Here is a 23,522-nt window from a genome sequence, read left to right as displayed (position 1 = left end):
TAGAAAAGCAGAATAACCCAAATTAGAGTAATTAGTTATGTCACAAGGAAAGGGATTTGGCTTCGGTTTAGGAAAAATGAAAGAGCTGACCGAAGCGTTTAAGAAAGCTCAACAGGTTCAAGAGGGAGCGCAAAAACTCCAAGAAGAGTTAGAGCAACTCGAAGTTGAGGGAGAAGCGGGAGGTGGACTCGTTAAAGTGGTGATGAATGGGAATCAAAATCCCCAGCGCGTCACCATTGCGCCTGAAGTTCTGGGAGAAGGGGCTGAGGTGGTCTCGGACTTGGTGACTGCGGCGATGAAGGATGCTTACAATAAGTCTACAGCGACGATGAAAGAGAAGATGGAAGCCTTGACCGAAGGCTTAAATCTGCCTGGCATGGGATAATTCTCGATCGGGGGTAATGGGTCTGGGATCGGCAAGTGAACAGATTTCCATTCCCCTATCTTGTCGTGACTCGATCAAGTTTCTAAAAGAATGCCATATAAATTGTTGTTTGTTTGTCTAGGAAATATTTGCCGATCGCCTTCTGCGGAAAATATCATGAATCATTTGATCCGCCAACGGGGTTTAGAGGCAGAAATTGTTTGTGATTCGGCGGGAACCAGTGCCTATCATATCGGTAGCCCTCCAGACCGCCGCATGACCGCCGCAGCAGCCAAACAAGGCATTGAGCTTAAGGGCAGAGCGCGTCAGTTCCAGAGGGAAGATTTTGAAGCGTTTGATTTGATCCTGGCCATGGACAAGGATAATTACTGTAATATTCTGTACCTTGACCAAGAGAATCGTTACAAAGATAAAGTGCGTTTAATGTGTGATTTCTGCACTCGTCACCCCAATTTTTCGGAAGTGCCAGACCCCTACTATGGCGGCCCGGAAGGGTTTAATCAGGTGATTGATTTGCTGATGGATGCCTGTGAGGGATTGTTAGATCAATTAAAGATTAAAGATTAAAAATTAATGAGTAGTCATCATAGAGTGGGCAGGATCTCATTGTGTCATTTCAATTCTATTACTGCTCACCCTATCTGTTTCGGTGTATATCCAGAGGTTAACGGAAATAGACAACTCTGGCATTGGTGAAGCCTTGCGATCGCAATAAAGCGGACTGACTCTCCGCTTGAGCGCGATTGTTATAGCTGCCTATATAAACATATCGTCCTCGACGATTACGGGCTGCTATGGCACTGGGATAGAAAGACTGCACCTGAGAAACCATAAGATAATTACCCGTGGGAATAACGACCACATATCCTTTAAGGGTTACCGTAATAAACGAAGGATCTCCTCCAGTTCCTGGGTTGACACCTAAAGCTTGTAGGGTTTCTGCATCCGCTACACCACTCGGCCATAAACGTCTAGAGCGCTGAAACCCGGATACCGCACGCTCTGTCTGTTCGCCGTAAGTTTCATCAATTTCTCCGAAATAAAAGCCTAAATCCGCTAATCGACTTTGTAGTAATCCAACGTCCCAACCCCGATCGCCTCGTCTTAGGGTACGATTAATCGTCCAAGATTGCTGATTATAACCCAATTGACCCGGAAGAGGATCGCCAAACATCACCTGTGATGTCGGAGAATTATAACCGGCTATTGGGGGTGGAGGGGGTAAAGTGACGAAGGGTAATTGGGCGGCTTGATTGCCAAAGGTTAAACGTTGACTCATTTCTAGTCGAGTATTGGGGCCAACATCACCATCTACCTGTAGACCCGCATAGCTTTGTAATGTTCTCACGGCTCGATCGGTAGCTTCATCAAAGTATCCGCTTATGGGACCTCGATAGTATCCCAACTGCTGTAAATCTCGTTGAAGTTGAGCCACCTCTGGGCCAGAATCTCCGGATTGTAAGGCTAGAGCAACTTGAGCTAAAGTCATAATTGCCAGGGTAATGCCTAAAGAGAGTAACCGCAGGATAAATCGACTAGAAATGGGTTTAGCCAGCCACTGTTGCCAAGATTGCTTGATCCATTTTCCTAAGATCGTTTCAGCATGGGTAGAATCTTGATAGGCTAGGGCTAGATGGAGATAGGCTAGAGAGTCCATAGAAAGTGAGGGATCTTAATCCAAATGTCCAGGTTGCCCTTATTTTAGGCTATCTTTTGGAGTAAAATAACTCGAAATTATTCAACCGAGAGACTTAACGAATATCTTCTGGACTAATGCCATACCTTTCTTGCGCTCTAGATATGGCTTCTTGGGTTTGGGGGCCTAAAATGCCATCTAGAGGGCCATCATAAAACCCTCTGGCTTTTAGGCGGCGCTGTAATTCTAAAACCTGGGGATCTGACCTTGAACTTAAGGACTGATCTACAGACGCTCTCCCTTCGAGTCGAGCTTGAGTGAGGCTGCCATAGATGCCATCTGGGGTTAAGCCTTGGGCTTGTTGATAGGCTTTTACCGCTTCTACGGTTAACTCGCCATATACCCCAGTGACTGGGCCATCATAAAATCCGGCTGCCTTTAATTGCGCTTGCAGTGTACTAACTTCTGGGCCGCGATCGCCTAATTTTAAGCTAGTTCCCCCTATTTCTCCTGAACGTAATCGACTCCAAGTTTCTTCCCCCACAATGCCATCGGGGATTAAACCTTGGTCTTGCTGAAATTGGATGACTGCATCTCTGGTGGCTTCTCGGAAGAGTCCTGTGGGCTGGAGATTGAAGTACCCCAAATTTTGCAATTGTTGCTGTAATTCCCGTACTTCTGGCCCATCTTCTCCCATCTCCAGTCCTCGGACTTCAAGGGTTACCGATCCTATAATTAGAGCGATCGTTAGTAGGGTTTGGATTAAGGGAGAACCCAAAGAGACTCGTGTCCCCCAGGGTAATATAAAGGTAAACATGGATTAAATCAGTTTCAATTAGTTCATCGCCCGATCGATTAACCAAGCACAGATGCCCGCAAATAGGGTAATGGCTAGACCTATTAGGGGATGTTGTCCTTGGCTAACGGCAAAAGAGGTGACAATACCTGCGCCAATACTACCAGTAACGATCGCTTCGAGCCAATGGGAATCAGAATGTTTATGATACATAAAGGAGCGCTTTTGGGTGAGTGCTGATGAATTTTGTGTTCTCAGGGTATCACCAGAGTTTCCTTTTGGTGCGCGATCGCCCTTAAATTGCAATCAACCTTGAAGTTTAGAGATTTTTCTTAACATTCAGAGGACATCAGGCAATAGGGGAATAGGGGGTTTTTATCCTAATTATTAATCGTTGATTTTTGAAAAAAGGTATAAAATCCATCTGATCGCTAAAAAAACTAACTGCCCAAAAGACACTTCAGGGGCGAAATTAGCCAAGAATATTGACAAAATAAGATCCAACCTTTAACCATAGAAATCAGGGTATTCCAGAACCAAGCCGTTGTTAAAACTTTAGGGTTTTGAGTCAAGAAAATACCAGTTAAATACATAGATCCGCCGCAACTCCAGATGAGGTGATGAATAAAAAATCATGGGTTGGAAAAACGATCGCGTGAAGCCAGTCGTGTGCCTACTCCCTATGATTTCCACCATAAGAAAACTCTGGAGCGCCATCTATCTCGGTTGTGCTAGTTCCTCAACCGCACAGGGAGATACCCTGGTGGTTAAACAAGAGCAACCTGAACTAATGGCCCAAAGCATCCCGCGACTCCAAGGGATGGAACGCTCTGACCTCAAGCATCGGTGATTAAAAATAGCCAAAGACCTATAGGAGATCCCCGTACAACTGGCAACTTTGCTTACCTGTTGTTAGGTTTCCCCGCAGCCGGTAGAGCAAACATAAACTGTTTCTCTACTATTAAGAATTGTATCACAACTTCAAATTAGAAGCAAGCAAATTTTCTGATTTTTCCCGGTCATTACTGGTAAACTTGGCCGTTGTGGCGAATCCATCCACCGACATGACGACCAGCCGGATCATGATGTGTCCAATGAATGACTCCACCTTGAGGATTCCACTCATATTCGCCATAAAATTCGACGCGATCGCCAACAGATAGGGAATTTACCCTCGGTGCTAAGTCAATATTATGGGCAATTAATACCGTTTGACCAGAAGGAAGTCTAACAATAAATCGTTGATGCTTGCTCCCTTGTAGATCGTCAGCAAGAACACGAATGACTTCACCGACTGCTCTAGCTTGAACATTACTTTGTTGATTCTCAAAAGCCTGTTGTAAAAGTCGGACACCCTCCTCCGTGGAAGGAGCAGAGCGGGTGGAGGAACCGGAACAGCGAGAATCCAATTCTGCTAGAGCGCCTAAGTCACTACAATCTACCGCTTGAGCCTGGGTTGACAGAGATAGGGTAAAAGTTAGTACAGTCAGTAAGATCGAGAGGAGTTGAGTTGTTTTTTTCATCCTATGTGGTCGAGAGTTGGGGAGCTAAATCTAGGATAAGATCCCACTCTCGACAACACCAGGGTAAGATTACCGATAGCGGCGAGCAGTGGCTTCGGGGAACTCAACGGGGAGTTCTTCAAATGTGCCGGGGGTAACACTGGGGGTTACGGGGGGCGCTTGCATTTGTTCGTAGGTGAGGCGGGAAATGTCACCAATGAGATCGGCTGCTCCATAATCATTATGGGGGCGTTCGACTAGGACGGAGGCAATGTATCGTTTACCACTGGGTAGATCGATGAGACCGATATCGCCTAAGAGTTTACCAATATCACCGGTTTTATGGGCAATAGAAGCTCCCGATCCTAAGCCTTGTTCGAGGAGAACGCTGGTTTCGGCTTGGCGCATAATATCAATCATGCGATCGCGGGATTTTAAGGACACGACATCTCCTTGATGAATCAAGTCCATCACCTGGGCTAACTCACGAGGGGATGTCGTATTTTTACCCTCTAAATCCGGCAACTTATCCCGCAGTAAGGTTTGCTGAAGTCCCCAACGGGTAAAGGACTGATTGACTTGGGCGATCCCACCTAATCGGTCAATAATCATATTGGTGGCTGTATTATCGCTAATGGTCATCATCCAAGTGGCGACTTCTAGGGCTGTATATTGAGTTCCTACGGGATCGTATTGCAGACTCCCCGATCCTTCAGCTCGATGTTCTTCTTTAAGGGCTAAGGTTTCATCAAGTCGAATTGTACCCCCATCTACCGCTTGAAAAAAGGCTAAGAGAATGGGGAGTTTAATGGTACTGGCAGCAGAAAAAACGGTCGTCCCCTCAATATCAACATAACTAGCAGTATCCAAATCCAAAACAAAAACTCCCGGTTTAAACTGGGGGGTTTGACTGGCTAAGGCTTGAATTTTGCTTTTCAGCTCTGGCAATTCAGTTTCTAAATGGAGAGCTTGGGGAGTCGTGAGTGAGGGATTCTGGCTAGAAAGATTTTCCCGTAATAAGGCATCTTGGGTATTACTGCCATTGGGATCGGTATTTTCAGCCGCCTGATTAGAGAGATTCTCATTGGAGGCTAACTTGAGTCCTAAAAAGGTCATACTTTCGGGATCGGAGGCGGAGAGAAGAGTTCCGGCGATCGCACAAATTCCCACACCGAGAATTAAAAATCGGGTGGCATAAACCAAGGGCGATATCGGACGGGCTTCTGGACGGTTGAGAGATCGAGACTGACGCTTGCGTACCGGTGGAGACAAGCGTACTTGATCGGGATTGGCTGGACTCTTCTGTTCTATCTTGATCCCAAGGGAACGTTTGGGATTGGAAGAGATTCGATCCGAGGTACTACTGACTGCTGAAGATAAATTCCCCTTTCTCGGAGGCATGGATTGGGGTTGCGGTTTGCCTAACTGCCAACGGGAAACTAAGGGATTAGGGTCTAGATTGCGGTCTACTTTTAAGGGGGGGATTGGCAATGCAGAGCCTGACGATAATCCGGATCGCCCTCGATTCCTTGTCTCTCTTGTCTGTTTTTTACCTTGGCTCTTGGGCTGACCACCGGGTAATATCCGATCCAAAATCGATAAAACAACGGTTGGCAAAGGCGATCGGTCTTTGCGTTTCAACCTCGGTTTCCGTTGTCTTGGCAGAGCTACAGCCCCTTGAGACTGACTCGCTCCCCTTTTCGGTAGAGGTGTTGCACCTTGAGCAGATCCGCGACGTTGAGTGCGACGCACTCCCTTTCTTTCTCCTGATTTCGCCATCAACGACTCCTTGTCACACGGATCATAAATGTAAATAAACCCACCACAATCAAAGCATCCATGGAATTGTTGCTGATTTTACTTGATTCAGACCTTGAATAGGGTTTGTTCTTTTTGCGGTCGATCGCGGTATTTCCTTGCTTTTGGGTTACCCCGATCCTCAAAAATAGCAAACCTGAATTATTCTAAGTTGTCTGTGATTGTCTTTAAACCGACTTGGGAGACTTTCTTAAGCCTCTCCTGATGAACCCTGAGATCCCGAACTGTTGGCGATCGCCCACTGCACCTGAGAAAGTATTCCCCGGAGCATCGCCACCTCTGCTTCTGTGGGATAAGCACGATTATAAAATCGTTTGAGCTTTTCCATCCGTCGGTGAGCGGTATGGGGATAAAGATAACCAATCTGCAATAAGAGAGATTCTAAATGATTGTAATAAGCTTCTAGAACCTGCCGTGAAGCCAGATCGGAGCCTCTAGAATCAAAATCCTCTGGTTGCGTTTCTAGGGTACACCGATAGAGTTCGTAGCAGCAAATGGCCACCGATTGGGCTAGATTCAGGGATGGGTAGATGGGATGACTGGGAATTTGCACAAAGCGTTGTGCTAAATTCAGTTCCTCATTGGTTAAGCCCCGATCTTCGCGCCCAAAGACTAGGGCACTTTCACCACTGAGAAGCCAAGGGAGCAAGGTATGGGGGGTTTCCAATGCTGTCGGTAACTTGATGGTGCGTCCCATGGTGGCTGCCACTTTTTGACAACCTTGTAGGGCTTCTGGTAGGGTCTCTACCACTTGGGCACAAGTCAAGATTTCCTGAGCATGAACGGCCATTTGTCTCGCTTCTGCACTGTGGCGATCGCATTGAGGATTGACTAGCACCAATTGACTTAAGCCCATATTTTTCATGATACGGGCGATCGATCCCACGTTTAGGGGGCCAGATGGCTCGACTAAAACGATTTTAATCGCTGATAGATGGGGGCGATCGTTCATCTGTTAATATAGTAGGCTAATTGGACATGCTTAGATGTTTACTACAATCCATTTTTAATTTTTAATTTTTAATTTTTAATTGATATTACCATGGCTCGCCAGCGATTAAAATCTGATCTGCCCACCAAAATCTGTCCTGTTTGTAATCGCCCCTTTACCTGGCGCAAGAAATGGGCTAAATGTTGGGATGAGGTAAAATACTGTTCTGAACGCTGTCGCCGCGATCGCCAGAACACTACGCGGTAGGATGGAGAATGGGTGGAGTGCAGGACGGAAATTTATTCCCCCATTCCCCCATTCCCCTATCCCCCTATCCCCATTACCTATGACTCAACCCAAACTCATCATTCATGGAGGTGCAGGCAGCTCCCTACAAGGCAAAGGAGGCGTTGAAGCCGTCCGCCAATCCCTGTATGAGATTCTCAAACAAGTTTATGCCAGTTTAGAAGCGGGAACACCTGCCTTAGAAGCGGTGATTCAAGGCTGCCATTTACTCGAAGACGATCCCCGTTATAATGCTGGAACTGGCTCTGTTTTGCAATCTGATGGTCAAATCCGCATGAGTGCCTCTCTGATGAATGGAGAGACGCAAACCTTCAGTGGTGTAATCAATGTTTCGCGGGTGAAAAATCCCATTAATTTAGCTAAAGTTCTGCAAGAAAAGAGCGATCGCATTCTCTCCGATTTGGGAGCCATGGAACTGGTGCGAGAACTGCAACTCCCCATTCATAATCCCTTAACCGATTTGCGCTTAAATGAGTGGTTAGAAGACCGCAAAGATAACTTTAAACGCAGTATGGCTAATGTGCTGGCTAGTCCCGCTCCTGGAACCGGAACTATTGGTGTCGTTGCTCTGGACAACCAAGGTAAAATTGCCGCCGGAACCTCCACTGGAGGCAAAGGATTTGAATATATTGGGCGCGTCAGTGATTCCGCCATGCCTGCCGGAAATTATGCCACCTCTGCTGCTGGAATTAGCTGTACTGGCATTGGTGAAGATATCATCAATGAATGTATCGCCGCTCGCATTGTCGTGCGCGTTACCGATGGCATGTCCTTAGCGGCTGCCTTTGAGAAAACCATGACCGAATCCAAAGCCAATCAACGGGATTTAGGGGCGATCGGAATTGACAAAACCGGTCAAATTGCCTGGGGAAAAACATCAGAAATTCTCCTTGCTGCTTACCACACCGGCGAACAAATTGGTGACACTCTAGAATGGACTTCATCGGATCAAGTAAGCGGCTCCATTTAGGCTAAAAAATGATGGCGCTTCATTCTAGATTGAGATTCAATGAAGCGCTATTATGAGAATAATGAATGCCATAGAATCAGGCGATTTCCTAAAACTTCACTACATAATTCCGGCATTCTGACAATCAATCCATACAAAGGTCAACCCTATGCAAGTAACTCTTGAACAATTAGTCATTCCTCCCGGTCGGCAACTTTTAATGAAAGATATTAGTTGGCAGATGTACGAAGAATTGCTAGAGGATTTGGGAGAAAAACGCGGGTCTCGAATTCATTACAGTCAAGGAATCTTAGAGATTATGGTGCCATTACCAGAACACGAAGACAATAAAGTAATTATTGGTAATCTAGTGGAGATTTTGTTAGAAGAGCTTGAGATTGAGTTCAGAAATTTAGCCTCGACGACATTTAAAAGTCAAACCATGAAACAAGGACTTGAAGCTGACCAATGTTTCTATATCGAAAATGAGGCAGCAGTTCGCGGTCAACAGCGAATAGATTTAAATATAGACCCGCCCCCAGATTTGGCCCTTGAAATTGATCTGACATCTCGGACTCGGTTAAACAATTATGAAGCCTTGGGAGTCGGTGAACTCTGGCGATTTAACGGTACAAGTTTAGAAATTAATGTACTACAAAATGGTGTTTATATTCAATCTGATGAAAGTCCTCATTTTCCTGGACTGTCTTTAACAAAAATTATTCCTGAATATCTGCAACGGAGTAAAGTTGAAGGTAGGAATAAAACCATGAAAGCATTTCGGGCTTGGGTTAGGGAGCAAATTTAGAGGAGGTTGTGTAATAGCTTGTTTTCCACTAGGCAATAATTCTTTGCGCTATGTTTGAAATTCAAGTAAAGCTTACTGCTGATAAGGGCCAAGAAACCGATCGCCATCAAAATGAATCATATGATCTGGGTTATCCGCCACCCAAACTTCAGTTTCCCAACTAATATCCTTGGCAAACTTGGCAAATGTTTTCATGCTTTCAAAGGCGCTCACATAAATCACACCTGCCGTAGAATTTCTCATGAATTCTTTGAGTTTCATATGACGCATAGAATTAATTGGGTTAGAAGAATGAACTGCTTCAATGGTAAACAGCCAGTTCCGCTCTTCCTCATAGGCGAGAATATCGGGGAGCATCTCCCGCTCTAGCGTGGAGATTCCCAAACTCAGAAGCTTGTCATTCTCAAGACATAAGATCTTTTTTTCCGTATCCCCTAAATACAGTAACTGAATTTTACCCTGAGCAAATCGAGGTAAGAACTCTTCAACTACAGCTTTTTGAATGCGGTTATGTGAGCCTGGAGAAAGTTTGATGATTTCACCGTTGGGTAAAGTGACTGGAACTTTCTGGAATTCTCGTGCTTTGCTGAGGCGATCGCCCAAAACACCCCTTTGATCTCGAAAATGGTGTAAAGCATCTTCCCAATCATCAGTATCATAAGCCTGTAACAGTCGTAGTCCATCTTGTCCAACTGCATATCCTCGCGTACCATCATTTGTATCAGCAGTCGGGTTTGCTGCGCTCTTTTCCACTAATCCAGATTTAACCCAATAAATTAAATCTTTTCGGCGCACATCATCATAAGAGGAATCGGCTATTTTTTCGCCGTAGTGTGTATTCCAAAACTTAATAATTTCTCTAGTGGTTACGGGATTAATACCACCGGTAAAATAACTTTTGGCTTCATTCCAAGGCATTTCAGGCGTTATCTGAGCCACAGCTAAAAGAGCTAATGCCAACCGTTCGCGGCGACGTTTGGTCATTTCTCTGACGGGGATACCAATGCTCTTGCCAATTTCTAAGGCTTGTTCTTTTTTCATCTCAATGGGATCTGGGTTAACCAATTTTCTCTTCTCCATATCAGAAAGGGGACTAATCTTTAAATTCCTGAGATTCACTTCAGAAGCTAGAACCTTTTTCACTTGTTGCGCTAAAGCTAAAGCCATCAAAGGAGGTACAGCATTACCGACTTGTTCGCACTGTTCATAAAAAGTGCCTTGAAATTCAAACCAATCGGGGAAACTTTGGAGTCTTGCCCCTTCTCGAACGGTAAGCATTCGACGGCGATCGCCGGGTAATCTGATCCGTAACATATCGGCCGTTGCTCCCCCTAAATTGCGACAAGTAACTGTCCTTGAGGGTCGATCTAAGTGTAAATCCCTGGGGCGAACACACCGACTTTTTGCTTCATATTCGGCAATATAGCGATCCATACTTTCGGTTAAAAACCGGCTTTCAGGATTAAGTTCTAGGGCTAATGAACCTAAAGCCATACCTGCGGTTACTGGTTGTGTGGTAAAGGGTTCGGGCCAAGACCAACCCACATAAGAAGCCACAATTACCACTCTCTGACGTTTTTGGGGAACCCCATAGTCAAGAGCATTCAAAAGTTTCACATCAACTTGATAGCCAAAGCGTTCTAATTCTGCTAGAACTTGTCTCAAATAGCTTTTATTTCGATAGAGTAAACCTCTGACATTTTCTAGAATGGCAATTTTAGGTTGTATTCGATAGACAGCATCCAGAAAGATCGGAAAACCATCTCTAATATCTCGTTTACCGCGCTGATAACCGATCTGGCTAAAGGGTTGACAAGGTGGGCCACCTATAATGATGTCTGCTTGGGCTTCTGGTAAACCCACGGATAGACAAGTTTCTACACATTGACCGGCTAAATTGATGTGATAACTGGCTACAGCGTGAGGTTTGATTTCAAACCCGTAGGTGCGAAATCCTTGGGCTTCAAATCCCAAGGCTAATCCTCCACAACCAGCAAATAAGTCTAAGACAATTGGGCCATCCGATCGCTTTTGTGGTTTCGGTAATTGATGATGGAGCCAAGATAACCAGGATTGATGATCGGCAAATGGGAAGGGGTCAAATAAATTGAGCTGATGACTATGCATAGTGGATCGAGATGATGCCAATTTGCCACTTTTAAGATGGATTTTTCACCACCCAATCGAGGATGAGGGGATTGACTAATTCTGGGGCTTCATCTTGGGGACAGTGACCGACTCCTTGGAGAGGAATAAATTGTTTAACGGCTGGAAATTCCCCTAATTTGCGTCCTTGGTCGATAGGTTCCCAGGGGTCTTCGGTTCCCCAGAGCATGAGCGCTGGACAAGGAAGGTTGGCTAAGAGGTCTTCGGGTAGGGGGCCTTGGGAATAGCGGGTAAAGGCGATAAAGACATCGGCTGCACCGGGATCGAAGGCTGGAGCTATGAGTAAATCGACTAGCTCATCGGTGACGGCTTGCGATCGCCCATAAGCTTGTTGTAAAATTTGTTTAACTACTTTGGGTTGAGCAATTTGGGCAAAAAACCAATGGCCGATCGCCTTAATCTTGAGCAGATCCTGTACCAGAGGCGCACCATAGCGCTTATAAAACGGTAAACCCTCCCGGCGGCGATCGTGGAGTAACCGTAAAGAACAATTCAGCAACACCAAAGACTTCACCCAATCTGGAGCATCAACCGCCACTTGCATCACCGCAATACAGCCAATGGAATTCCCCACCAATACCGTTGGCTCACCAATGATCTCTTGACAAAACTGGATAATTTGCTCACTCCAGGTGGCAAACGTATACTCAATCTCCTCCCCTGGAGTCGGTTTCGCCGAACCCCCAAACCCAATTAAATCTAAGGCATAACACCGACAATCTTGACCGAGAACAGGAATATTTTTACGCCAATGATCTACCGATCCGCCAAATCCATGGATCAGCAACACAGCCGGCCCCATTTGACCTCTCTGCTGATAGCGGATGGAAAATCCATGCCAGTTCCAGGTCAGATATTCCACCGGATCAGCCGGATGGTCAGCCCTTTGAGTCGCATAAATAGTCATATAATTTGGGAAAAGCTTGCAAGATCCTATAGGCAAAATATAAGTCAAACCTACTTTTCTTGTCAGCTATTTTCCTAAATACCAATTACTCAGGGTGTCTTCACTAAACTAAAATTATATCTATTTTGGTTTGCTTCTCAGGCAGTGTTCAATAGGGCGATCGGCCATTGGCGATATTCTGAACCACTAAACGTGAGCAGAACCGCAGTTGTGGAGCCATACACTGTCTTTCCATTTACAGGCGCGAGGATGTCCTATGCCAACCGAAACCGCATTCCTTAACTGTCCCCATCTCCCTTGTCAGGCAGTCAACTCAGAAGATCTTCAATATTGCCACAGTTGCGGCAGTCGGTTAATCAAACGGTATCTGTGGGCAACTTCTCCTGACTTGCGACCTTTAGCCCAAGCCTTGGACTTTCTGGAAGCGGGGAAACGGATTGGCGATCGCTATCTCTACAAAGGTAATCATATTTTCCTCGATCTCAAGCCAGGGGTTCCCCCCCCTATCCCCTCAGAAATTTCCACCTCCGTACAAACCTATCTCAAACTCTTTCCCTATCGACTCCATCTGTCTCAACCCTACGAAATCTTAACCCTGGAGCCGACTTTACCCCCCGTACTCCTGCTTGAAGGAGCGCCGATCAATCCATCCCTTTTACCCAGAGCTACCCAAGACCCCCCCCTAAGACCAATGCTCAAAGATCAATGGCAAGCCGCCTCTCCCCTGCGTCAACTCCATTGGTTATGGCAAATTGCCCATCTCTGGCAACCCTTCAAGGTTTTGGGAGTAGCCAATTCTCTACTGGATCATCACTTCTTGCGAGTTGAAGGGCCGGTTGTGCGGGTTCGAGAACTGCGGGCCGATTCCCAAAGCTCCATTGAGTTATGCCAATTAGGGCAAATGTGGTTACCTTTGGCTAAACAGGCCAATCCCCTCATCAGCCGCTTTTTAGAACATTTAGCTCAAAGCTTGAGTCAAGGACAAATCTTAGCCATAGATCGGGCGATCGCCGAACTCGATTGGGCCTTGAGTTATTGCAGTCAATCTCAAACCACCCACTTTACCTTATGTACAGCCACCGACAAGGGCCCCAGTCGCTCCCATAATGAAGATGCCTGTTATCCCGTGCAACCCCCCCCAGGGAAAACCGTTTCCTCAGAGAGTAACTCCGATCCCCTCTCAGTCATCGTCTGTGATGGCATTGGGGGTCATGCTGGGGGAGAAGTGGCTTCTCAACAGGCGATCTCCAGCATTTTAGAATCTTTAACCTCGGAAAAAATTGCCCCCCAAAAGAATCCCCCAGATCAGGTTGAGGAAATCACCGATCTACTCGATCGGCTTATTCGTCATGCTAATACAGTTATTAGCGATCGCAACGACCAAGAACATCGCCAAGAACGACAGCGCATGGGAACCACCCTAGTCATGGCGGTAGTTCCCCCTCCTGTAGATCGGGCCCATGAACTCTATATTGCCCATGTGGGAGATTCCCGGATCTATTGGGTCACCCAACATGGATGTCATCAAGTCACCTTAGATGATGATTTAGCCTCTCGCGAAGTGCGCTTAGGCTATCGCTTATATCGTGAAGCGCTGCAAAATCGGGCTGCTGGGGCCCTAGTCCAAGCCTTGGGGATGGGAGAGTCAAGCCACTTACATCCAACCGTAGGACGATTAATTTTAGATGAAGATGGTATTGTTTTGCTTTGCTCCGATGGACTCAGTGATGGCGATCGCGTAGAACATCATTGGCAAAGCCAACTCTTACCCGTTTTAGAAGGTCAATTAGATGTCGCCAGTGCCACGAGCAAATTAGTAGAGTTAGCCAATACCCTCAATGGCCATGACAATGTGACCATCGGCCTGATCCATTACCAAGTCAAGGCTAATGAAATCACCCTTGAACCCTTAACAGAATTATTTCATCCCCCTACTGAGGTTAATCGAACCTCTAAATCTTCCGCCAACGAATCCATGAAGACCCAATTGCTCACCGTAGGCACTCCTCAAACCCAACAAAGTTCAACTACAACTCCCGCAACCCAAAGAATCTCTATTCCTGGATTATTACTAGGAATCACGATCTTATTGGCTTTAGGGGGAATGATGGGGTATTTCTTCTGGCCCCTATGGAGGCAATCGTCCCCTCCCCAAACCCTTCCCCCAACACCAATCCTCAATTCCCCCAGTCCCAGTGCCAGTCCTAGTCCCACGAACCCTTAAAAATTATGGGCAAAAGGCAATAGTTGATCCCCCATCTCCCCATTCCCCCATCTATCCAAGCAATTCGATAAACTGGAAGAAATGGGATAAACTCAACCCGTGATATCAAGGCTCTTAAATGTCTGTAATTGACTGTCCTTGTCTCAGTATTGCTATTGTCCGCTTAGTTGGTTGTCCAACAGCAGATGGTAGTGGCAAATCTTATTCTCCAGAGGTCAACCCATCTGCCCATTTTGCCATTTGGGTGATTCGGGCTTCCTATCCAGGAGGATATACTCATCATGACCGCATTTGGCCCTATACTATGACGCTTACTTGGGAAGGATGGCAAGATTTATTTCAAATTCCCTCCCAACCCTCCTATTCTCTATCGATTCCTGCGGTAGAGTCTAATCTACCCAACATGGATACTTTGCCCTTTTCTCCAGAGGAAAAAGGGTCTTATAGTAGTCGTTTGATGCAACAATTGGGGATCGGTTTGTGGCAATGGGTTTTTAATGGCCCCATTGAAAGTTGTTTATCCCAAAGTCAAGGGATTGCTCTAGGACAGAATAAACCCTTACGAGTGCGCTTGGATATCCGAGACCCGGATTTAATTCCGTTACCTTGGGAAATTATGCAACAATCGGCGGGAAAACAGGCGATCTCGGTTTCTCCTACCCTGTTGTTTAGCCGCACCACCAGTGATGTCGATCCCCTTCCTCCTCAACGAACGGATCGGGAACTGAATATTTTGTTGGTCTTTGGGGCAACGGTGGGTGGGGAGACGGGGGCTTCTGAATGGTTTGAGGGTGGGGATCTGCAATTGGCAGCAGAAGCGGATACCTTGGCGAGAATTTGGGAAAATTGTAGTCATCCGGATCAAACTTTACCCAGTATCATTGCTTCGTCAGTTCCCTGTCATGTGGATACGTTGATTCAACCGGATGCAGCTCAGTTGATCGCTGCTTTGGAAACGAAGGCTTACAATATTGTCTTTTATGGGGGTCATGGTGTGCCGTCTCCGGATGGAGGGCTGTTGTATTTGCAGCCAGAAACAACTCTGAGTGGTACGGAATTTGCTAATGTTTTGCTGCGAGGCCAGGTAACGTTAGCGGTTTTGAATACTTGTTGGAGTGCTAAGGGAGATACGGATGAACAGAGTTCAGGGGATACAGCATCTCATCGCCTTTTGCCTCGCAGTAGTTTGGCAGAAGTGCTGCTCCATCATGGGATACCGGCGGTTTTGGGGATGCGGGAGGCGATCGCCGATCGGGAAGCCTTGAGTTTCATTGAAGCTTTTGCTGAAGCTTTAGCCAAGCGTTTATCCATCGATGAAGCGACGGCAGTCGCGCGTCAACGGTTAATTACACTCTATAAGTATAATCAACCAGCTTGGACGCTGCCGGTGTTATATATGCATCCCGAATTTAATGGACAATTGTTAGTCCCTGCTCCTGAAGGGATTACAGAATTACCGGATACCGCAGTCAATTTGCATCAACAAACCCGTACTATTGCCTCTTTACGTTCAGTAGAAGAAACGACACAGGTTTGGCAGATTCACGGAGGGCTGATGCGCGTAGGCAGACGGGAAGAGAATGATATTGTGATTAGCGAACGGTGGGTTTCTCAACGGCACGCGGAAATTATTCGCCGAGAACCCTTAGAGTCTAACCAGGGGAGTGCTACCTATTGGTTACGGGATTTTTCTCGGTTTGGAACTTTGGTGTTGCGATCGGGCAATTGGCAAAAAATTCATCATCAAGAAATCCCCTTAAAATCAGGGGAAAGAATTAAGTTTGGGAGTTCCCAAGGGCAAATGTTGGAGTTTGTGATTGAGGAAGCGATGGTGAATTGCTAACACTTGTGCCAGTCTGATCGGTAATTGAGCATCAACTAAAAATTTCATGATGCTAATGGATAAATACTTTTAACTTGACTCAGACGAGCCGCAAACAAGAGTACCGCTAAAATGTCCTCTTCTTCTAAATCATCATAGTCAGTCAAGATTTCTTCATGAGTCATACCGGAACTGAGCGGTTCAAGCAAGAATTGCACAGGGTAGCGTAATCCTCGGATGCAGGGTTTACCATGACAGAGGTGAGGATTGATGGAAATACGTTCTAAGAGGGATTCAGTCATGTTTTTTATGGGATGCTTGGATTGATAGTTTGAGTCTGACTCAGGTTAGTTTGGACGATACAGCGCTTCGCGCGGTAATGAGGTACAGTCGGAAAAGATCTCCCTAAATCCCCCTTAAAAAGGGGGACTTTGACTGCCCCCTTTTTTAAGGGGGGTTGGGGGGATCGAAATGTACCGCATAGCAGCGAAAACTGCTGTATCAGTATTGATGGACTGATGCTGTATTCTATGCCTTCAGGGTTGTCAATGTGTTGGGAGGCTTGCAGGATCTCGATTCCGACGACATTACCATTCTCATCGAAGTCTAGGATCATACCGGGTATTTCTTCGTCACTTTCGGTAATCATTGCTTCTTTGAGGGTGATGCGTAGGATATCAACTTGGCGATCGTATTTGATTTTCATGGGTTCCTCGTTAATCTCGATCCCGATCATTCCATCTTCCTTTTGTCTCGATCGACTTACTGACATGCGGGTAGTTTTTCCTTTTCTTCTGGATAGGTGGTGAAGTAGTCCTCTAACCACTCGCAGCCGGTTTCGATGAGTTCGTCTAGGGTTTGGTTGGGATAAATTCTGACTCGTCTTCCTCCGACGGCGATCGATTTTCCGTCGGGAGCGAATCGAACTAATCCTGAACCTTCTTCAGGAATGGTATATTTAGCCAACATCTTTCCAGCTAAATTCCAGATACTGAGTTCGTTAGGATGTCCTAAAAAAGCAATTCTCTCACCATCAGGACTGAATGCTAAGTCATTAGGAGATTGTTGGACTTTAATAGAACGAATCAGGTTACCGGAATAATCTAATAGAGTGATAGTATAATCCGAGCCAGTGATTGCAATCAGTTTATTGTCAGGACTAGGGTAGACGTTCAGAATCGTTGCTGGATGATTCCAGCTAACAACTTTTTCAGATTTTAAATCTCGTAAAAACAATGTTTTATCTACAAAAGACCATGTTAATAAATGCTTACTATTATTGCTAAATTTTCCATGACTTCCTATAATAAGGTGTTCATTCAAATCAGGTACTATAAATTCTTCACGCTCAATATCAAATTCTTGTATTTTACCCTCTCGCCAGATCTTCAATTTAGCAGTAGTTCCTACTTCTCCATGCAAAAGCTCATAAGCATCTAAAGGATTGTCAAGTTCAGCAATAGATGTTCCATCAATTTCTACAATTGAATCTCCAGCTTGCAATCCTGATGCTATTGCAGTTGAATTTTTCCAGACTTGAAGGATTTGAATAATTTTTAATGGGTTTCTAGAATACTGAATTTCTCCAAAATCATCAGCTAATAGCGTTGCCACACCTGACAATAAAAAATCTTTCTCTTTTCTAATTTTTTGAACATTATTAACATCAAAACTATTAAGCAATTTACCCGATCCATCCCATAGATAACCAATGGCATTATTTCCTGAATTATTAAGAGCAACAATGTAATTTCCGTCTGGGCTTGCTATAACTCTTTCTGGAAATTGAGACATCGATTTATCTTGTAATCTTTTGAAAATTCCTTTTTTCAAATCCCATAAATAGATTGGCCTGATCTTTGAATAGTCATCCCAATCCTGGCCAATAGTAACAATCTTCTTTCCATCATAACTGGAGCTGTAGTAATCTCGAAAAACATATCCATTATCAAATACCGAGAAAAATCGATCATATTCTCTGTCATCATCTGTACTTTCCGCTTCAGGAGTTAATGAGTGCATTACTTCACCTGTTTTAGTCAGAATATTAATATTATTTTTGAGAAATACAATAAGATTTGTACCATTGTTGGAAAGAGTGACAAAATTAAATCCATCTTCATATAAATTTAATCTTTTGAATTCGCTGACTTCCAAATCCCAAATATCTAAGACAGTGTTGCCTCCATCTGTAACCAATAAATTTTTACTATCTTTAGTGTATTGAAGATTGACTAAACTACTTTGCTTATAATCTCCTGGGAGTATAACTTCATAATTCATTGGTAGTTCGTGAAATATATTATCGGATGCGCTGATAAATTGAATTTCAGGCTCTCCAGCAATGCCAATGAGACTACCATCAGGACTATAACTTAAACCAAACCCAGATAATCTATGTATTGTAGTCTGTCTAATTAATTTCCCGGAATGAGAATTATAAGTATTGAGTAATCCAAGTCCTGGGTGTACCGTGGAGATTTGTTGGCCATCGGGACTGAAATCAATATCGCCAAGATTGGCATTCCAATTAAGTAACTCAAAAGAACTCAGGTTCGATATTTTTTCTCCAGATATATTCCAAAGTTTAGATACATATTCAGGTTGTCCAGAAGCTCCTTTATCAATACCTAACGTAGCAATACGATCCCCATCAGGACTAATTTTAATTTTTGTAATTCTAGAATCATATGCTTTAATAGTCTTGATTTTGTTGAGTGTTTCTAAGTCATATACTTCTAGAACACCCACAGCATTACCAACCATTACTTCTTTGCCATTAGGGTGGAATTTAATGCTATGTATTGTTCCCCCTGCATTACTTTCAATTTCCTTGATCAGCTTACCTGAAAAATCAACAATCTGTACTTTGAATGAGAACACATCAGCTATGGCAAGATAATTATTATTGGGACTAAATTCAACTATATCTGGATTAGGCAATAAATGATATTCATTTAGATTTTTACTAGAAATAATATCTCCATTTAAATCATAAATGTGAACTGAGTGTCCTGCATTGACTGTAGCAATATACTCCCCATTTGGACTCACAGAAACATACGGAGTTTTCTTTCCGTTTGGATCTTCCCATTCGGCAATAATCTCTCCTGCCTTATTCCAGATCATTACTTTTCCATGCACACTACTAGCGGAGATGATCTTTTGACCATCTGGAGTAAAAAATGCATAATTTATTCCAGGAATCTCATTTTTGACAAATTTATTCTTGTTTTGAATCTTAGAAGTGATTTCCTGCAAGACTAATAATGGTAGTGTTGTCGGATAACTAGCTAAATCAGGAGTATGTTTAACCAACTCCTTCAACCTCTCCCCTGATTCAATTGCTGTCATCAACGCACCCAACTGACTTTCACCCGACTCAAATTGATCTAAAGCTGCATTGGCTAAATTCTCTGTTTCCGCAATGTCGCGCTGCCATTCTGCTCGTTGCCATTGCCAAACCGCAACAATACCAGATACTGTGACGATAACTAAAGCCGTTACTAACCCTGCAATCGTTTGTCGTCTTTGTCGCTTCCGTTGCTTTTCACTCTTCTCAACAAACGCCCTCTCCGCTAACAAAATCCCCTCGCCATATTGCCGCAACCAATACAACCCATCATCCAATGCTGCACCCTGCAATAACTTTCCATCCGGGCGCTTCATCTCCTCCCGCAACCGTTCTTGCCAACGGCGAAATTTCCAATCTTCCTTAATCCAATCTTTCAGAGTTTCCCACTCTTCAATTAACACCTCATGGCTCAACTGCGCCCGTTTCTCCTTACCCTCTTTATCCGTAATCACTAACCGCGCTTGGGCAAAAATCGTCAGCAATTCCCAATCTTCATCCTGCAACTCTTGATTCGTGGCAATCTTGCGAATGGCTACTTTATTGCCTTGCTTTTCTATCGGTTGAATCAACTGCACAAAAATTCGCCGCCCCTGTTGTTTTTGCGCCTCGTCTAACTGCTCAAATACCGCATTCGCTTTATCTGTCAACGCTTGAGCAACATTGCCAATTCCCTCATAAGCCTGATAATCAATTCTCCCACCCCGTTGCCGTTGCCAAAGTTCCGTTAAGGCAAATTCCAACATCGGCAAATTATTGGCAACCGCTTGTAAATCCTCAATAATGGTATCGACTAACCCCTCAGCAAACTCCACCTCAAACACGCGAGCCGGACAAATCATCATCTCTTTTAAGTTCTGGATATCTTCTACATCATTCCCCAAAGGAAACAGCCGCTTTTCACAAGGGGTTATCTGTTTACCAAACCGGTTATCCACCTGTTCTAAAAATAAACTTTGCAACGTCATAGCGATTTTGACCTGGGAATTTCCCGCCTCTATCGCTGCCATAATCATCTCTAAAAATGCCTGACGATAGCCATCACATCGGGGACTGTACACCTCTTCCAATTGGTCAATTACCCAGAATATAGGACGCTGCTGTTGATTAATCACCTCTTGCAACTGAGCCACCACCTGCTGGGGATTCGCTTGTAATTGTTGCGCCAAATCACGCTCAAGCATCATCCGATTTTCCAGACGTTCCACCTGCTCTAAATCTGCTTCATTTTCTCGCAAACTTAATAACGCAGCCGCGAAATTTTCAAAGGGATTAGCCGCAGGATACAACGGACGCATCTTGATAATGCTATACTCTCCCCGATACCGAGGAATCAACCCGGCTAAAACGACCGAAGATTTCCCACTTCCCGATGCTCCAGTCACCAAAATTAAATCTTTTTCATTCAGCCACTGAACCCATTCACTAATGATATCATCTCTGCCAAAAAATAAATCTTGGTCTTCTTCCTGAAAACTCAATAACCCCTTATAAGGAGGAATCGTAGAAACCCCGCCCAACTCCACCCAGCGCAGGGTATCTTGAGCTGGATTTTTCATCACTACTGGCAACCAATCCGCACAGGGAAAAGAGTCTTTCAGTTCCTCAGATCCTAATATCTTTCTGCCTGCACTCACCGCAGTATCCAGAGAAAATCCAGCCGTATACTTGTCTAGAAAGGCTTGCAAAAAACGAGGCGCAACTGCCACCGGCAAAACTTCGCGCATCACAACACTTTGAGGTAGATACAATTTTTCACCATCGGCTAACTGATAGGCAACTCCCAGCCCATCACAAGCGCTAATCACCGCCAACTGCAAGCCTTTCTCAATGGCAGTTTTCAATCCATCGCGGAGTTTGTCAATCCCAATCCAATCCTTGCTATTAATCTTTATTTCACCCGTCCGTTTTCTGGTTTTTCCATGACCAGCAAAAATCAAAATATCCCAGGATTGCTGTTTTAATGCTGTCAAAAGTTCTGCTTCTGTTGGCTCTACCAAAAACGTAATCTCAGCATTTGTCCTGGCTTCAATAGATTTAATCTCCGCTTGAATCGTATCCGTTAACCTGCCATCGCCAAAAATCGCTAAAATATGAATGGCTTTCTTCTCTCCATTCAAGACGACTTGATTAACTTGCTTGAAATTAGGAGAAGCCAAAACCATCCCCACTCCAGCAAACTGCTGCAACACCTGCCACCGCTCCCAAGGCAGTCGGCGCAGTAAAATGTTCTGGGTTTGTAAAACAAATTCTAAGGGTTGATGGGGATCTAAATTCTCTTCTTTGATTTGCTCGTTAATGCGTTCAATAATGGGTTTAAAGTCTTCATAACTTAACCAGCGATTTAGTTGTTCTTCTAAAACTTGGGCGTATTTCCGACAAGCCGCAAATGCATCTTCCTGTTTCGAGGCATTGGCAATCACTCCGCGATCGCCTAAAAATATGGGATAAAAATATTCTAAGTTCCAATAAGCTGTCTGCCACTGTACATAGCTTTCCTCTAACTCCTTGTAGTGCATCAACCTGGGCAACTCTCCTTCTGCGGAAGCGATGGTTTTCCCTTGCACCTTGACTTCCATGAGGGCAATCAAACCGTCTGGGGATTTATTGAGAGTTAGTTTAATCTGTTGAGACATTTTTACCCCCTTGAATTTGGGTATTTGTTGCCCTCATCCCCCAACCCCTTCTCCCACGGGAGAAGGGGAGTAAAGTCCCTCTCCCTGGGGAGAGGGATTTAGGGAGAGGGCACAATCTTGTGGATTTACGGGTGTTGCCCTCATCCCCCAACCCCTTCTCCCACGGGAGAAGGGGAGTAAAGTCCCTCTCCCTGGGGAGAGGGATTTAGGGAGAGGGCACAATCTTGTGGATTTACGGGTGTTGCCCTCATCCCCCAACCCCTTCTCCCACGGGAGAAGGGGAGAAGTCCCTCTCCCTGGGGAGAGGGATTTAGGGAGAGGGCATCATCATTAGACGACAAATTTTTCGCTCACTATTGTATTATCGATGCCCAAACAGACGGTGAATTCTTCACCAAAGTTAGCATCAAACTCACATTGAATCCACACATCGGCAGCTCTAGCGGTCACTTCCTTAAATACCTCTCCCTCAGCAAGGATAGTCATTTTCAGGTTAACGGGCAAAAACTCGGCATCCTTGGGATAGACTTTTAAGTTAGCGATCGCCCTCTCCTCCTCTTCCTGTATCAGATTAATCAACAACACCACCTGACACTGAAGCAAGTCTACACTCAAATCGTAGAACTTCGCCCGTTGAGTGCGATCGCTCCACACCATCACCGGACGCAACTGTTCCGGTGTCAACAACTCCTCAGCCTGTTGCCAGCCTTCAGTAAATATATCCTGAAACCAATCCCTTAACCGCGTCGGTTCTTCCTCCCATTCCGGGTAAACATCCAACACCTGAAACCCAGCAATTTCCTGCAATTCACCCGCTCGAAACAACTCCTCAATGCGCCTGAGTCCTTCCAGCGAACCATCCAACACCACAATCACACTACCCGGTTTCGTTACCCGAATGGTAATCGTATGATCTCCTGATGTTTTCCGTAACCACTCTAAAAATTCATCTGCTTTAGGAAGAAACTCATCGATTGAATGATTAACCAGCAAAACCGTGCCTTCTGGTTCTCCTGCTCGATTGAATTCATCCCTATCCACAATATCGGTCAACTCTAATCCAAAAAAATTAGCGATCGCTTCAGCAGAATCTGTATAAATACGCTTTCCTTGAAAAAAACGTGAAATTGTCGATTTGTCCATATACAGCTTTTCTCCTATATATTCATAGCTAAAACGTCTAGACTCTAATTTTATTTTCTGGTCTTTAGCATCTCTCAATTGCTTTAATCCTTGAGGATTAGCCGCAATAGTTCTGGGTCTATTGTTTTGCGTCATAGCTTC

General features: G+C 44.8%; 19 protein-coding genes and 1 pseudogene. 8 read left to right on the top strand and 12 right to left on the bottom strand.

From position 1 onward, the window contains the following. Window positions 1-37 precede the first annotated feature (37 nt). Together AC3FZD_RS01070 and AC3FZD_RS01065 are read left to right on the top strand one after the other, a co-directional pair. Complete coding sequence (locus AC3FZD_RS01070) at window positions 38-385, top strand: YbaB/EbfC family nucleoid-associated protein (RefSeq protein ID WP_488738354.1); 348 nt, start codon at window positions 38-40, stop codon at window positions 383-385. A gap of 90 nt (window positions 386-475) precedes the next feature. Then, window positions 476-952 (top strand): low molecular weight protein-tyrosine-phosphatase, encoded by a 477-nt coding sequence (locus tag AC3FZD_RS01065; RefSeq protein WP_488738353.1) that lies wholly within the window; start codon window positions 476-478, stop codon window positions 950-952. 97 nt (window positions 953-1,049) lie between these two features. Here the strand turns inward: AC3FZD_RS01065 and AC3FZD_RS01060 are convergent, their stop codons facing one another. The 3 genes from AC3FZD_RS01060 to AC3FZD_RS01050 form a co-directional block, all read right to left on the bottom strand. After that, complete coding sequence (locus tag AC3FZD_RS01060) at window positions 1,050-2,042, bottom strand: peptidoglycan-binding domain-containing protein (RefSeq protein ID WP_488738352.1); 993 nt, start codon at window positions 2,040-2,042, stop codon at window positions 1,050-1,052. Between the two features lie 94 nt (window positions 2,043-2,136). Then, window positions 2,137-2,838 (bottom strand): peptidoglycan-binding domain-containing protein, encoded by a 702-nt coding sequence (locus AC3FZD_RS01055; protein WP_488738351.1) that lies wholly within the window; start codon window positions 2,836-2,838, stop codon window positions 2,137-2,139. 18 nt (window positions 2,839-2,856) lie between these two features. Continuing rightward, the gene (locus AC3FZD_RS01050; RefSeq protein ID WP_488738350.1) at window positions 2,857-3,030 is read right to left on the bottom strand and encodes a hypothetical protein; all 174 of its coding nucleotides are present in this window, start codon (window positions 3,028-3,030) and stop codon (window positions 2,857-2,859) included. A 421-nt stretch (window positions 3,031-3,451) separates the two neighbouring features. Between AC3FZD_RS01050 and AC3FZD_RS01045 the strand changes: the two genes are divergently transcribed. Then, a complete protein-coding gene (locus tag AC3FZD_RS01045) occupies window positions 3,452-3,667 on the top strand; it encodes a hypothetical protein (RefSeq protein ID WP_488738349.1) in 216 nt (71 codons plus the stop codon). A gap of 172 nt (window positions 3,668-3,839) precedes the next feature. Here the strand turns inward: AC3FZD_RS01045 and AC3FZD_RS01040 are convergent, their stop codons facing one another. From AC3FZD_RS01040 to AC3FZD_RS01030, 3 genes are all read right to left on the bottom strand, one after another. Beyond that, window positions 3,840-4,340 carry a DUF3465 domain-containing protein gene (locus tag AC3FZD_RS01040; protein WP_488738348.1) on the bottom strand — a complete coding sequence of 167 codons (501 nt, stop codon included), beginning with the start codon at window positions 4,338-4,340 and terminating at the stop codon, window positions 3,840-3,842. A gap of 69 nt (window positions 4,341-4,409) precedes the next feature. Beyond that, window positions 4,410-6,098, bottom strand: a complete 1,689-nt coding sequence (locus tag AC3FZD_RS01035; protein WP_488738347.1) for a serine hydrolase — start codon at window positions 6,096-6,098, stop codon at window positions 4,410-4,412. 229 nt (window positions 6,099-6,327) lie between these two features. Next, window positions 6,328-7,089 (bottom strand): RNA methyltransferase, encoded by a 762-nt coding sequence (locus tag AC3FZD_RS01030; protein ID WP_488738346.1) that lies wholly within the window; start codon window positions 7,087-7,089, stop codon window positions 6,328-6,330. Window positions 7,090-7,179: 90 nt separating this feature from the next. On the opposite strand from AC3FZD_RS01030, the gene AC3FZD_RS01025 reads away from it, so the two are divergent. From AC3FZD_RS01025 to AC3FZD_RS01015, 3 genes are all read left to right on the top strand, one after another. After that, entirely contained in the window at window positions 7,180-7,335 is a 156-nt protein-coding gene (locus AC3FZD_RS01025; protein WP_488738345.1) for a DUF2256 domain-containing protein, read from the top strand. A 79-nt stretch (window positions 7,336-7,414) separates the two neighbouring features. Then, entirely contained in the window at window positions 7,415-8,344 is a 930-nt protein-coding gene (locus AC3FZD_RS01020) for an isoaspartyl peptidase/L-asparaginase (protein WP_488738344.1), read from the top strand. Between the two features lie 148 nt (window positions 8,345-8,492). Then, a complete protein-coding gene (locus tag AC3FZD_RS01015) occupies window positions 8,493-9,131 on the top strand; it encodes a Uma2 family endonuclease (RefSeq protein WP_488738343.1) in 639 nt (212 codons plus the stop codon). A gap of 72 nt (window positions 9,132-9,203) precedes the next feature. Here the strand turns inward: AC3FZD_RS01015 and AC3FZD_RS01010 are convergent, their stop codons facing one another. Both AC3FZD_RS01010 and AC3FZD_RS01005 read right to left on the bottom strand, forming a co-directional pair. Then, complete coding sequence (locus AC3FZD_RS01010; protein ID WP_488738342.1) at window positions 9,204-11,258, bottom strand: BsuBI/PstI family type II restriction endonuclease; 2,055 nt, start codon at window positions 11,256-11,258, stop codon at window positions 9,204-9,206. 31 nt (window positions 11,259-11,289) lie between these two features. After that, on the bottom strand, window positions 11,290-12,204 hold the full coding sequence (locus AC3FZD_RS01005) for an alpha/beta fold hydrolase (protein WP_488738341.1): 915 nt from the start codon (window positions 12,202-12,204) through the stop codon (window positions 11,290-11,292). A gap of 256 nt (window positions 12,205-12,460) precedes the next feature. On the opposite strand from AC3FZD_RS01005, the gene AC3FZD_RS01000 reads away from it, so the two are divergent. Together AC3FZD_RS01000 and AC3FZD_RS00995 are read left to right on the top strand one after the other, a co-directional pair. After that, complete coding sequence (locus tag AC3FZD_RS01000) at window positions 12,461-14,428, top strand: PP2C family protein-serine/threonine phosphatase (RefSeq protein WP_488738340.1); 1,968 nt, start codon at window positions 12,461-12,463, stop codon at window positions 14,426-14,428. Window positions 14,429-14,546: 118 nt separating this feature from the next. Then, window positions 14,547-16,271 (top strand): CHAT domain-containing protein, encoded by a 1,725-nt coding sequence (locus AC3FZD_RS00995; RefSeq protein ID WP_488738339.1) that lies wholly within the window; start codon window positions 14,547-14,549, stop codon window positions 16,269-16,271. Between the two features lie 44 nt (window positions 16,272-16,315). Here AC3FZD_RS00995 and AC3FZD_RS00990 read toward each other — a convergent pair whose 3' ends face one another. The 4 genes and pseudogenes from AC3FZD_RS00990 to AC3FZD_RS00975 form a co-directional block, all read right to left on the bottom strand. Further along, window positions 16,316-16,552: a DUF433 domain-containing protein gene (locus AC3FZD_RS00990; protein WP_488738338.1), complete on the bottom strand. Its 237-nt coding sequence runs from the start codon at window positions 16,550-16,552 to the stop codon at window positions 16,316-16,318. A gap of 215 nt (window positions 16,553-16,767) precedes the next feature. Continuing rightward, window positions 16,768-16,956, bottom strand: a pseudogene (locus tag AC3FZD_RS00985) (DUF2283 domain-containing protein); the annotation flags it as partial. Between the two features lie 56 nt (window positions 16,957-17,012). Beyond that, entirely contained in the window at window positions 17,013-21,794 is a 4,782-nt protein-coding gene (locus AC3FZD_RS00980; protein ID WP_488738337.1) for an nSTAND1 domain-containing NTPase, read from the bottom strand. A 774-nt stretch (window positions 21,795-22,568) separates the two neighbouring features. Next, window positions 22,569-23,516: a helix-turn-helix domain-containing protein gene (locus AC3FZD_RS00975; protein ID WP_488738336.1), complete on the bottom strand. Its 948-nt coding sequence runs from the start codon at window positions 23,514-23,516 to the stop codon at window positions 22,569-22,571. Window positions 23,517-23,522: the final 6 nt, after the last annotated feature.

It is taken from the genome of Roseofilum sp. KMC-1, assembly GCF_057802075.1.
This window is presented reverse-complemented; position numbering and strand designations above follow the sequence as displayed.